The following is a 13,125-nucleotide window of genomic DNA, read 5'->3' as shown; positions in this document are numbered from 1 at the left end:
GCTAAAGGTGCTCCAAATAATTAGCGCCGCCTAAATTGCGCATTTGCTGACGTATCCATTGGCTGCGTTGCTCAACTTGCGCACTGGGTCGGGCGGCGCTGCGCGTTCTTGGACTTGGCAAAATAGCCGCGAGCAAGCTTGCTTGTCGCTCAGTAAGCGCATTGGAAGAAGCGCCAAAATAATGCTGGGAAGCCGCCTCTAATCCGAAGACGCCACTGTCCCACTCGGCGACGTTAAGATAGACCTCTAGGATGCGCTGCTTACTCCACAGCGTTTCAATCAGTAGCGTGAACCACGCCTCTAATCCTTTACGGATCCAGCTTCGGCCACTCCATAGAAACACATTCTTAGCGGTTTGCTGGCTCAACGTGCTGGCACCACGTAACCGCTCCCCGTCTCGACTAGCCTGTAACGCCCGCCGCAACTCAATCAGATCAAAACCACCGTGGTGGGGAAAGCGTTGATCTTCAGCAGCAATCACGGCTAGCTTGGCATTAACAGAAAGCGAATCCCAACCGCGCCACTCGCGCTGTAAACGAATCGGCTCGCTATGAATCCAGCTCTGTATTTTACGTTCGACCATCACCATCGAGCCTGGTGGAGGGACAACCCGAAACAGCAACACGAGCGCCACTGACACCAAGATAAAGGCCAAAACGCCGCGCCAAACAATACGCCATAAAAAGCGCATAAAACGGCGCAGCGAGCGATTGAGCATTCAGTTATCCTTAACGCTTCATTAGGTGGTCTGCATGATAGCGCAGATGATCCTCAATGAACGAGGCAATGAAAAAGTAGCTATGATCGTAACCCGCTTGGCGGCGCAGCGTTAAGGGATGATCATGCGCTTCGCAAACGGCTTCTAAACGCTCTGGCTGAAGCTGCTCTTCAAGGAATTGGTCCGCTTCGCCCTGGTCGATAAAGAGACGCTGACGTGATGCACCGTTGGCTACCAGTTCGCAGGCATCGTACTGGCGCCAGCGCGACTGATCCTCACCCAAATAGGCCTTAAAAGCTTGCTGCCCCCATGGGCTATTCATCGGATTGACCACCGGCGAAAAGGCCGATACTGAGCGAAATCGCCCTGGATGGCGTAGTGCCAGGGTCAATGCCCCATGCCCGCCCATCGAGTGGCCGCTAATTGACTCACGCCCATTGACCGGGAAGTGCTGACGCACGACAGAAGGCAACTCTTCAATCACATAATCGTACATGCGGTAATGGGATTTCCACGGTGCCTCAGTGGCATTTACATAAAATCCAGCCCCAGAGCCTAGGTCATAGCTTTCATGTTCGCCGGGCAAATCGGTGCCCCGCGGGCTGGTGTCCGGGCAAACAATCGCCATCCCCAACTCAGCAGCCAAGCGGTGCGCGCCAGCTTTTTGCATAAAATTTTCGTCGTTACAGGTCAAACCAGAGAGCCACCATAGCAGTGGAACACGTTCATTCTCGGCTTGAGGCGGCAGATAAACGGCAAATACCATGTCGCAATCCAGCGCACGGGAGTAATGGCGGTAGCGTTTATGCCAACCACCAAAACTACGATTAGCAGACACTAGTTCTAGCGTTTCACTCATGCTCATGGGCAGGTTCCTTTAAATGCAGCAAACGCGGCAGGTCCACCCTACCGCGTTTTAGCGTTTTAGACTTGCTAGCTATACGTCTCAATCATGCAGGGTCCTGTCATGCAGAATCCCGTCATGTAAAGCCAGACATATAGAGCCAGTTATACAGCGCTTAGTAATGCAGAACAGTGCGAATGCTTTTACCCGCATGTAGCAGGTCGAATGCCTCATTGATGTTCTCAAACGGCATATCGTGAGTGATAAAATCGTCGATATTAATTTCACCATTCATATAGCGCTCAACATAACCCGGTAGTTCACTACGTCCTTTAACACCCCCAAAAGCGGAACCTTTCCAGACGCGCCCGGTAACCAGCTGAAACGGACGTGTTGAGATTTCCTCACCAGCCCCGGCGACACCGATCACGATCGATTCGCCCCAGCCTTTATGACAGCATTCCAGCGCCGAACGCATCACATTAACGTTACCGATACACTCGAAGGAGTAATCGACCCCGCCATCCGTCATATCAACGATGACCTGTTGGATCGGATCTGAGTATTCTTTAGGGTTCACAAAGTCCGTTGCCCCGAACTGCTTGGCAAGCTCAAACTTATCAGCATTGACATCGATGGCAATAATACGGCCTGCCTTGGCCATTACCGCGCCCTGTATCACTGCCAGGCCGATAGCGCCGAGACCAAACACCGCCACCGTGGCACCCGGCTCTACTTTAGCTGTATTGAGCACCGCACCGATACCGGTAGTGACGCCACAACCCAGCAAGCAGATTTTATCCATAGGGGCTTCTTTTGATACGACTGCCAGTGAGACTTCAGGCAATACGGTGTACTCACTAAACGTCGAGGTACCCATGTAATGATGGAGCATTTTACCGTCTAGGGAGAAACGCGAGGTACCGTCAGGCATTACCCCTTTACCCTGGGTAGCGCGCACGCTGCCACACAGGTTGGTTTTACCTGACAAACAGAATTTACATTTACCGCATTCGGCAGTATAGAGCGGAATCACATGGTCGCCCGGCTTAAGGCTAGTGACGCCCTCGCCGACCTCCTGCACTACGCCAGCGCCTTCGTGGCCTAGTACTGCAGGGAAATTGCCCTCCGGATCAGCACCAGACAGCGTGTAGGCATCAGTATGACATACACTCGTCGCGGCCATTTTAACCAGCACTTCTCCCGCTTTTGGGCCTTCAACATCAATCTCAACCAACTCAAGCGGCTTACCCGCTTCAAGGGCAACAGCTGCGCGTGATTTCATTCTAACTCCTAACTATTCATGGCTTCGCAATTAACAACGGAGACGCTATTCGTCAGTGGCTAACGGGGCAAACTCAATCGGTAGCCATTGATAACCTTCTTCATTTTCTACGATATGACCGATACCGGGGAATGGCATGTGGGCGCCGGCTACCCAGTGCTTATCGTCAACAGCACTTTCAAGCACACTTTCCCGTGTACGTACAGCCTGCTCAGGGTCGGAATCAAACTCGATAGCAACAGTAGGATCAGCAAACTGAACACCATAGCTATGCACTACGTCGCCCCACACCAGCATGGCATCATTATCGCTCGTCAACATAAAGCTTGAGTGGCCAACGGTGTGGCCGTGGGTATCTTGAGCAACGATACCCGTAAGCACTTCATCGCCTTCGGTGAAGGGCTTGAAACGGCCTGATTCCTGATAAGGCGCTACTGCTTCTTGAGCCATGTCAAAGAAGGCCCGGTCGGCTTCAGGAAGCGCTGCTGCACGCTCTTCATCCAGCCAAAAGTCGGCATCGGCTTGGCTGGCACGTAACTCAGCGTTTGGGTAAACCGCTTCGCCACTCTCATTGGTTATACCGCAGACATGATCAGGGTGCAGATGGGTCATTAACACCGTATCAACATCCTCAGGCGAGTAACCAGAAGCGCGCAGGTTGCTCTCGACCTGGCCCAACGAAGGGCCAAAACAGGCAGCAGAGCCGGCATCGACCAATACCAGGTTTTCCCCCGTATGGATCAAAAAGGCGTTCACGGCTGTCTGCATACCATTTTCCGCATCAATAAATAGCGCGTCTAGATGGCGAAGGATTTCATCTTGCTCCATGCCTTTTAGTAGTGACGTGTCGATTGCCGTGTGTCCGTCATGCAGAGCGGTCACTTCATACTCCCCAACCATCGTGCGAAACCAGCCCGGCGCTTGTTCTTTCTGCTGGGCGGGTAGCTCTGCCTGAGCAGTGGCTGCCCAGCCAGTAGCCAGCACTATTGCGAGTGCGCCTCTCGACAACGGGGATAAGGATTTAGGCATAAGCTATACACTCCATTGATACGCTAACGATGCTAGCAGTGTAGGTCAGCTAGGCGCTGTTGATAAGGCGGGATACACTCATAAGATTATTGCCACTGAGCAACAATCGTTATCAACCTCGAGGAGTGAGCATGCAGCACTGGAGCCGTATTGAAGCGTTTATCGAGGTAGTTCGCTTAGGCACGTTTTCTGCCGCTGCCCGCCACTTGAAAGTATCGACCTCACATATCAGCCGATTGGTCAGCCAGCTCGAAAACCAATTAGGCGTACAGTTATTGTACCGCACCACGCGCCAGATTCGCTTGACCGACGCAGGCGCTACCTACGTAGAACACTGCCGCCATCTGTTTGATGGGCTTCGCGATGCAGAGCAAGCACTTAGCGAACTTCAGGCCAAGCCCAATGGGCTGCTTAAACTTACCTCGGCCACCACCTTCGGCGAGCGCTTTATCGCCCCGCTGGTCAATAATTTTCAGTGCTTACATCCCCAACTGGATGTTCACATGCACTTTACCAACCGTCCGGTGGCATTGATTGAAGAAGGCTACGATATTGCTATCCGGATGGGGGTGTTAAAAGATTCAAGCCTCATCGCCCGGCGCCTATGCGATCGGCGCGAGTATGTCGTCGGTTCCCAGAGTTACTTTCGCCAAGCTCCTCGACCACACACATTGTCAGAACTTAGCCAGCACCGCTGCCTAATTGGCTCACGGCCTAATTGGCTATTTGAAGTGAACGGCCAACGACGGGAAGTGCGTGTAGAAGGATGTTGGACCAGCAATTCCGGTCCGGCACTGTTAGACGCAGCGCGTAAGGGGCTAGGGCTTGCGCAGTTGCCGGATTATTACGTTACACCCTACTTGGCCAGCGGTGAGCTGGTAGCAGTGCTTGAACCTTTTCAGCACCACGATACCGCCGTTTGGGCGGTCTATCCGCGACATCGCCACTTATCACCTAAAATCCGTCAATTAGTCGACTATTTAGTCACCAACATTGATAGCCTGCTGCCTAATAGCACACCGACTTAGCACTCGATAGCATTGACGGCGAGCCCACCCTTGGATGTTTCTTTGTACTTATCCTGCATATCGCGGCCCGTATCGCGCATGGTCCGGATCACTTTATCTAGAGAGATAAAGTGCTCACCATCGCCATGCAGTGCCATACGCGCAGCGTTAATGGCTTTGACGGACGCAATCGCATTGCGCTCAATACAGGGAACCTGAACAAGGCCACCCACTGGGTCGCAGGTCAAACCCAGGTTATGCTCCAAGCCGATCTCAGCGGCGTTTTCCACTTGCCCTGGTGTGCCACCCAATACCTCGGCAAGCCCGGCAGCAGCCATTGCGCAGGCGGAGCCCACTTCGCCTTGACAACCTACTTCAGCACCTGAAATGGATGCGTTCTTTTTACATAAAATGCCTACCGCCCCGGCAGTTAGTAAAAAATCCACCACATCGGCTTCACTTGTATCGGGTTCAAATTTCAAATAGTACGCCAATACGGCAGGCACAATACCTGCAGCACCGTTGGTAGGCGCAGTGACCATGCGACGCCCGGCGGCGTTCTCTTCGTTCACAGCCAATGCGAACACATTGACCCAATCCATCACGGTGAAACTCGACACAATCAAGCGCTGATTTTTCGGTGGGTGAAGCAATTGCTGATGCAGCAATTGCGCGCGTCGCCGCACATTAAGCCCACCGGGCAAATGACCTGTCGCACACAATCCATTTTCAATGCTATCGCTCATCGCGTGCCAAATAGTCAGCAACTCTTCGCGAATGGCCTCTTCACTACGCCAGGCTTTCTCATTTTCAAGCATTAACTGGCTGATGCGTAGCTGATGCTGTTGGCATAAAGTGAGCAACTCAGCAGCCGTATTGAAGGGGTAACGCAATGAGGTGCTGTCTTCACCCACCTCGCCTTGATCCGCTTTCGCTTGGTCGACATAGAAACCACCACCAAGGGAGTAAAACGTATTGGTGGCTACCAGTTCGTTATTGCAATAGGCACTCAGCACCATGGCATTTGGATGAAATGGCAGGCTCGTCTCATCCCACTCCACATCGCTGCAGAGATCAAAAGCAATCTGCTGGCCATTCGCCAGCAACAACGGCTGGCCATCAGTGAGTTGGTTTAGCCGCAAGGCAATCGTGTCTGGATCGATACTTTCGGGCGCTTCACCCATCAACCCCATAATTACCGCCTGATCTGTGCCATGACCAACGCCTGTCGCAGCGAGTGAGCCATGTAGCCTTACCACCAACCGAGTGATGGCCTGATCACCAAGCGCCACAGCAAAATCACGCGCCGCACGCATCGGTCCCACTGTATGGGAACTGGAGGGGCCTATACCGATGCGGAAAAGATCAAAAACGCTAATAGCCATACCCATCAAGCCTCACAATATTGTTATTGGCTGCCAATTGGACACTTTGCAGCGCCGACGACCAAACGTCGAGTGATTAACCACAATATCGACGTGCTAACGCATAAGTGTGACGATATAATGAACATTCAACCATGCATGTTTACATATGTGAATAGCACGTACTTACCTACAAAGGACGTTGGTATGTTTTCTCCCCCACCCTGGTCAATAGGATTTCAAACCCTCTTACTGCGTGCAGTGCTGTATGTGTTATTTATCGGTGCGATTGCTCAAGGAGCTTACTGGGAAGCGCTCTATCTGCCTTCGGTACGGTTTTCAGAGCTGGGCTTCACCGAATTTACCCAGACGCTGATACTTGCCACCTGCTGCGCAATGCTAATTTACATTCGCCAAGTGCTTAAGGTCTGGCCCACCATTACCCTGCTATTGCTGGCGTTTGTGGCCGCCTCACTGGTCCGTGAACAGGATCATTTTTTAGATAACTATGTAGCTGACAACACTTGGAAGGTACTTGTTGCGTTAATTATTCTCCCAACGCTCTTTCGGGTGATTAAACATCGCCAATGCTTTCTGGACGAGTTCGCTTATTACAGCAACACCTTTGCTTTTGGCTTGTTTACTGCTGGCGTGCTGACTACCTACATTTTCTCGCGCCTCTACGGGCGGCAGGAATTTTGGCAAGCAATTCTTGAAGACAACTACTCGGGTACTTTCAAGAGCGTTGCTGAAGAAGTGGTTGAACTCCTCGGTTATAGCTTAATTTTGATAGCGACTCTTGAACTACTGCTGCTGGCACGGCGTGTCTATTTAACCCGCCAAACCTCCCCTTAACACCTTTGTTGACCTGATCTTACGGCCACCTGAGTAGCTGCTATCGATAAACACCGCCTGTGGTTTTCCAAGGTGGTGTTTCATTTTTTGAATCTGGTTATGCAAAAAGCCATTTGCGAGCTGCTGCGCTTCAACGTAGTGTCGCCGATTACACCTCAAAGACATATTTTTTACTAAAAAACTCTTTTTTGACGATATAAATATTATGAATAAACGTAAATATAATGAAAAAAACCTACAACGCGGTTTTTTCACCCGTTTTTTGGATAGCGTGGAGTGGCTAGGTAATCTACTTCCTCACCCGGTGACTCTGTTCGCCATACTCTGCGTGTTAGTTGTTGTCGCCAGTGGAGTTGCCGCGGCATTGGGAGTCTCCGTAGCCGATCCCCGCCCTGCTAATGAAGGCGAGTGGATTGCCGTAAATTCGCTGTTCAATGCAGAAGGACTGCGTCGCTTGATCACCGAGATGGTGACGAACTTTACCAGTTTCGCGCCTCTCGGCACCGTACTAGTGGCTATGCTAGGGGTAGGGGTTGCCGAGCATTCGGGCCTGCTTTCTGCAAGCATGCGCGCGCTGGTACTTGATCGTTCACCCCGCATCGTCACTTATGCGGTAGTGTTTGCAGGCATTATGTCCAACATGGCGGCCGAGTTAGGCTATGTCGTGCTTATTCCTTTGGCGGCGATGATCTTCCACTCCTTGGGAAGACACCCACTAGCAGGTCTAGCGGCGGCGTTCTGTGGCGTTTCCGGTGGCTATAGCGCCAACTTGCTCATTGGCACCGTCGACCCGCTGCTTTCAGGGATTACCCAGGAAGCTGCTCGCTTACTCGACCCAACCTACAGTGTCGGTGCAGAGGCGAACTGGTTTTTTATGTTTGTTAGCACCTTCTTTGTCACCTTGGTTGGCGGCTTGGTCACCGAGCGTATTGTAGAGCCCAAGCTGGGTAAATTTGATGCCGCCTATGCGGATAGCGATATTGACCAGCAGCATATGGGAGCTCTGTCTGCGACCGAGAAACGTGCTTTAAAAGGCACCGGCTTAGCAACATTGGCATTAGTCGCTCTCGTCGCAGTAATGGTCGTACCCGAAAGCGGCATACTGCGCGACCCGGAAACGGGCATGATTAGCGGCTCTCCATTTTTGCGCGGTATCGTTGTTATTGTGGCAGTCGCTTTCACCGTATTGGGATTTGTTTATGGTCGCCTAGCAGGCACCATGCAAAATGACCGCGATGTTGTCGATGCCATGGCGAAGAGCATGAGTAATCTTGGTTTATACATCGTATTAGTGTTTTTCGCCGCTCAGTTCGTGGCGCTGTTTAACTGGAGTAATTTTGGCACGGTGACAGCCGTTGCGGGGGCAAGCCTATTAGAGTCGATTGGGCTAAGCGGTCCCGGCCTTTTTGCCCTGTTCATCATTATGTGCGCGTTCGTCAATTTGTCGCTAGGCAGCGCCTCGGCGCAGTGGGCCGTCACAGCGCCGATTTTTGTACCCATGTTGATGCTCATGGGCTACGCCCCCGAAGTGATTCAAGCGGCCTATCGTATCGGCGACTCGGTCACCAACCTCATCACCCCGATGATGAGTTACTTTGGCTTGATTCTGGCCGTGGCGACGCGTTATCGAAAAAACATGGGCATTGGCACCTTGGTTGCTCTTATGCTGCCCTATACGCTGTTTATGCTGATTGGATGGAGTCTGCTGTTTTTCGTCTGGGTGTTTGTATTTGGCCTGCCCGTTGGTCCCGGCTCCGCCACTTATTACACTTTATAATCTTCCGCACTGCATAAAACAGGAATGAAAAAAAGCCCGCCGTTCATAGAACGGCGGGCTTTTGGGTCTCGGCGGCTACTGACAATACTGTCTATTCACCACTTTCGATCAGCCATCACTCATCAAGGAACGAACGCAGTGGCTCGGAGCGGCTGGGGTGACGCAGCTTACGCAGCGCTTTGGCTTCAATCTGACGGATTCGCTCGCGGGTTACGTCAAACTGTTTACCCACCTCTTCAAGCGTGTGGTCGGTATTCATATCAATACCGAAACGCATACGTAGCACCTTGGCTTCGCGAGCGGTTAAACCACCTAACACATTGCGCGTTGCTTCGATCAGGCCTTCACCGGTGGCCATATCGATGGGTAACAGCATGGTGCCGTCTTCGATAAAATCACCCAAGTGAGAGTCATCATCATCACCAATCGGCGTCTCCATGGAGATCGGCTCTTTGGCAATTTTGAGCACCTTGCGCACTTTATCCTCAGGCATTTCCAAGCGTTCGCCGAGCTCTTCCGGCGTTGGCTCACGACCCATTTCCTGCAACATCTGGCGCGATACACGATTGAGTTTGTTGATGGTCTCAATCATGTGCACTGGAATACGAATGGTACGTGCCTGATCGGCAATCGAGCGAGTGATCGCCTGACGAATCCACCAAGTAGCATAAGTCGAAAACTTATAGCCACGGCGATATTCGAACTTGTCGACCGCCTTCATCAAGCCGATATTGCCCTCTTGGATCAGATCCAAGAACTGAAGGCCGCGGTTGGTGTACTTCTTGGCGATCGAGATCACCAAGCGCAAGTTGGCCTCAACCATTTCTTTTTTGGCACGGCGAGCTTTCGCCTCACCAATAGAGAGCTTGCGGTTCACCTCTTTAAGATCGGCAACCGAGAGTTGCACCATATCTTCTTCAAAGGCGATTTTGCGCTGCGCCCGAGCGATGTCAGCACGAAGCGGCTCAAGGCGATCGGCGTACTTGCTCTGCGCTGCCTGGAATTCATCCAGCCATGTTTTGCTCGACTCATTACCAGGAAACGACTTGATAAACGTCTTGCGTGGCACCTTGGCTTTTTTCACGCAAAGCTGCATGACCGCTTTCTCTTGGGCACGCACTTGCTCAACACTAATACGCACCTGGCCGACCAAGCGCTCAAAGTGCTTAGGTACGAGCTTGATGGGCGAGAAAAGCACCGCCAAGCGGGCTTGCTCGGCTTTCAACTCGGGACTGCCACGACCATGCTTGGCGAACGCCGCTTCGACCAAGGCGTTCTGCTCGCGAATCTGCTCGAAACGCGCACGCGCCTCTTCGGGATCCGGGCCGCCTTCGCTAGCCGTAGAATCCTCGTCCTCATCGTCGCCGTCGCTCTCAATATCGTCGTCAATGTCGGCTTCAGGCTCTGGCTCGGGCACCTCTGCTTCGGCGACACCGGGAATCCCCTCATCGGGATCAATGAAACCAGAGAAAAGATCCGAAAGACGTCCCGGCGCTTCTTCATCCTGAGTGGCGTCGTAGGCGTCTAGAATAGACGCGACGGCACCCGGCAAATAGGCCAGAGAAGACATCACTTCACGGGTACCCTCTTCAATCCGCTTGGCGATCTCAATCTCGCCTTCGCGGGTCAGAAGCTCAACCGTGCCCATTTCACGCATATACATGCGAACGGGGTCAGTGGTGCGGCCTACATCGCTTTCCACGGCGGCGAGAGCCGCAACGGCCTCTTCCGCAGCGGACTCGTCCGCGGAGTGATCCGACATCATCAATGTGTCTTCATCAGGGGCTTCTTCAGCGACACTAATACCCATGTCGTTGATCATGCCAATGATGTCTTCCACTTGATCCGGGTCGGCGATATCCTCGGGTAGATGGTCGTTGACCTCGGCATAGGTCAGGTAGCCCTGTTCCTTGCCTCGAGCGATCAACTCCTTCAGACGTGACTGCTGCTGCGCATTTCCAGCCATAGAAACCCTATCTCGACGAAGAAGAATGAAACACCTGGAGCGCTGAATCGATTAAACTCAACAAGCCGAACAGTATAGCGTAAATAGCAGGAAATTTTCCAGCGTGACGTATTTGCGCGGTCATTCAGGTGTGTTAGGTTGTTCGGTTAGGCCAGCGCTCGGTGGCTGACCCTATATCTGGTGCTGAAACGCTAGGAATTCAACCCCCATCGTCTTAAACACCGCCTTATTGGCGCTTTGCAAGCTCCATTACCAAACTTGCCAGGCGCTTGCGCTGCTCCTTATCCAACTTTTGCCCAGCGCGCTCCTGCGCTAGCAACGCCTCGTACTCCTCTTGCGGAGAGCGCTGGCGTTGAACGTACTGCAGATGCTCAACCAAACCGTTCAGCTCGGCCTCCCGATCTGCTTTTGGAATCAACAATTCACGCTTGGCAAACGACGCCAATGCCGCCCCCTGCTGACTGCCTTGGAAATGAGCTAGTACTACCTGCGGGCTGCGGTAGCGCCCCGCTTTAAGCAGTGCAATCAACTCTTGGCAAAGGGCCGCATCATCATCGTCTGGCAGCCAGTCCAAATGATCAGGTAGTACGGACACCAAGTTGGGCTCATGTAGCAGTAGTTGCACAATACGCCCAACGGGATGGAGTGCTTGACTGCGTGAGCGCGACGACTGAGTCGACCCAGTTTGAGCAGCGACAGGCACAGGAGATGGCGTCGAATCGGCCTCTAACTGTTCGGGCTGCCCTTGCGCAAGATTCTTCAAAGCATGACGCTGAGCCGCTTGGGCACGCTTTTCAAGCAACACCTTCAACTGCTCTTGCGCCAACCCACTTCGCTGTGCCAAGGACTCCAACAGTAGTGATTTGAGCATGCCCTCGGGCACTTTGTTCAATGCCTCAAGCACCTGACTGGCAAATCGTTCTCGTCCTTCCACCGTATTTAAATCGCGCCCTAGGGCCGCTTGTTCGAACAAAAACTCCGACAACGGCATGGCACAAGTCACACGATCTTGAAACGCCTGGGTACCTTCGCGTCGCACCAGGGTGTCCGGGTCATCACCTTCGGGCAGGAATAAGAAGCGCGCTTCACGGCCATCAATCATTTGTGGCAACGCTGTCTCCAGCGCTCGGCTAGCCGCCTGCCTTCCCGCACGGTCACCGTCGAAACAAAACACCACACGGCTCACCAACCGAAACAGGCGAGTCAAATGGTCTTCCGTCGTGGCGGTTCCCAGCGTTGCAACGGCGTTATGGATACCGTATTGCGCCAGTGCCACGACATCCATATAGCCTTCGACCATGACAAGCTGCTCTAGCTTGCTTGATACTTGGCGCGCCTCATACAAGCCATAAAGCTCACGGCCCTTATGAAACACGGGCGTTTCTGGCGAGTTGAGGTATTTGGGCTGATCATCGCCCATAACCCGACCGCCGAAAGCAATCGTGCGTCCCCGCAAATCCCGAATCGGAAACATCACCCGATCCCGAAAGCGATCATAGGTACGCCCGGTATCTTCGCGGTGAATCAGCAGGCCGTATTCTACCTGAACCGGCTCACCAATACCGCGCTCGCTGAGGTGCTGTTTTAGAGCCTCCCAACCTGCCGGGGCATAGCCAATACCGTAAGTCTTGATAACGTCTTCTGAGAGCCCGCGAGCCGATAAATAACGCTGGGCGGGCTGCCCCTCCTGCATTTTTAATCGCTCGCGATAAAAACTCGCCGCAAGCTCGAGCAGGTTAACGCCCTCTTTACGCTTTTTCTCACGCTGCTGGGCACGCGGGTCCTCAGCACCTTCGCGGGGCACTTCAATTCCCAATCGTCCGGCTAACTGCTCTACCGCTTCAGGAAAAGGAAGTTTGTCATACTCCATTAAGAAGCGTAGTGCATTTCCATTAGCTCCGCAGCCAAAGCAATGATAAAACTGCTTATCAGCACTGACGGTGAACGACGGGGTTTTCTCTTGATGAAAGGGACATAGCCCGGAATAGTTACGGCCGGCTTTTTTAAGCTGCACGCGCTCACCGACCACTTCGACCACATCAACGCGGCCTAACAGGTCATCAATAAAACGCTGTGGAATTTGACCCGCCATGACCTACAAGCATCCTCGCGCAAAGCGCTCATTCGCTGACATTTGAGGTGCTGTTTAGGGTCATCAGACTCATTGCCAGATCACCTTAAACAGCGATAGACGTAAACAGCGACGGCCTTAAACAACAAGAAACAGCCTAAAAACAAACGGCCACCTAGTGGCGGCCGCTTGGCATCCCTCTTGAGACG

General features: G+C 52.8%; 10 protein-coding genes. 3 read left to right on the top strand and 7 right to left on the bottom strand.

The window, feature by feature from the left end; translation table 11 throughout:
* Window position 1: 1 nt before the first annotated feature.
* From mtgA to ACUVOF_RS06305, 4 genes are all read right to left on the bottom strand, one after another.
* Entirely contained in the window at window positions 2-718 is a 717-nt protein-coding gene (mtgA, locus tag ACUVOF_RS06320) for a monofunctional biosynthetic peptidoglycan transglycosylase (protein WP_447043530.1), read from the bottom strand.
* 10 nt (window positions 719-728) lie between these two features.
* Window positions 729-1,583, bottom strand: a complete 855-nt coding sequence (gene fghA / locus ACUVOF_RS06315; protein ID WP_447043529.1) for an S-formylglutathione hydrolase — start codon at window positions 1,581-1,583, stop codon at window positions 729-731.
* Window positions 1,584-1,737: 154 nt separating this feature from the next.
* Window positions 1,738-2,847 (bottom strand): S-(hydroxymethyl)glutathione dehydrogenase/class III alcohol dehydrogenase, encoded by a 1,110-nt coding sequence (locus tag ACUVOF_RS06310; RefSeq protein ID WP_113269193.1) that lies wholly within the window; start codon window positions 2,845-2,847, stop codon window positions 1,738-1,740.
* Between the two features lie 45 nt (window positions 2,848-2,892).
* On the bottom strand, window positions 2,893-3,876 hold the full coding sequence (locus ACUVOF_RS06305; RefSeq protein ID WP_447043528.1) for an MBL fold metallo-hydrolase: 984 nt from the start codon (window positions 3,874-3,876) through the stop codon (window positions 2,893-2,895).
* A gap of 131 nt (window positions 3,877-4,007) precedes the next feature.
* Between ACUVOF_RS06305 and ACUVOF_RS06300 the strand changes: the two genes are divergently transcribed.
* Window positions 4,008-4,904, top strand: a complete 897-nt coding sequence (locus tag ACUVOF_RS06300; RefSeq protein WP_447043527.1) for a LysR family transcriptional regulator — start codon at window positions 4,008-4,010, stop codon at window positions 4,902-4,904.
* Here ACUVOF_RS06300 and ACUVOF_RS06295 read toward each other — a convergent pair.
* Complete coding sequence (locus ACUVOF_RS06295; protein ID WP_447043526.1) at window positions 4,901-6,268, bottom strand: L-serine ammonia-lyase; 1,368 nt, start codon at window positions 6,266-6,268, stop codon at window positions 4,901-4,903. The genes ACUVOF_RS06300 and ACUVOF_RS06295 overlap by 4 nt on opposite strands.
* A gap of 186 nt (window positions 6,269-6,454) precedes the next feature.
* Here ACUVOF_RS06295 and ACUVOF_RS06290 point away from each other — a divergent pair, with 186 nt between their 5' ends.
* Complete coding sequence (locus ACUVOF_RS06290) at window positions 6,455-7,102, top strand: hypothetical protein (protein WP_447043525.1); 648 nt, start codon at window positions 6,455-6,457, stop codon at window positions 7,100-7,102.
* Window positions 7,103-7,307: 205 nt separating this feature from the next.
* Window positions 7,308-8,879 carry an AbgT family transporter gene (locus ACUVOF_RS06285; RefSeq protein ID WP_447043524.1) on the top strand — a complete coding sequence of 524 codons (1,572 nt, stop codon included), beginning with the start codon at window positions 7,308-7,310 and terminating at the stop codon, window positions 8,877-8,879.
* A gap of 115 nt (window positions 8,880-8,994) precedes the next feature.
* Here ACUVOF_RS06285 and rpoD read toward each other — a convergent pair whose 3' ends face one another.
* Together rpoD and dnaG are read right to left on the bottom strand one after the other, a co-directional pair.
* Window positions 8,995-10,845 carry an RNA polymerase sigma factor RpoD gene (rpoD, locus tag ACUVOF_RS06280; protein ID WP_113269189.1) on the bottom strand — a complete coding sequence of 617 codons (1,851 nt, stop codon included), beginning with the start codon at window positions 10,843-10,845 and terminating at the stop codon, window positions 8,995-8,997.
* A gap of 226 nt (window positions 10,846-11,071) precedes the next feature.
* Complete coding sequence (dnaG, locus tag ACUVOF_RS06275; RefSeq protein WP_113269188.1) at window positions 11,072-12,937, bottom strand: DNA primase; 1,866 nt, start codon at window positions 12,935-12,937, stop codon at window positions 11,072-11,074.
* Window positions 12,938-13,125 lie beyond the last annotated feature (188 nt).

Source organism: Vreelandella sp. H-I2 (assembly GCF_052959335.1).
Note: the sequence above shows the minus strand (reverse complement) of the source record. Positions and strands in the feature narration are given on the sequence as shown.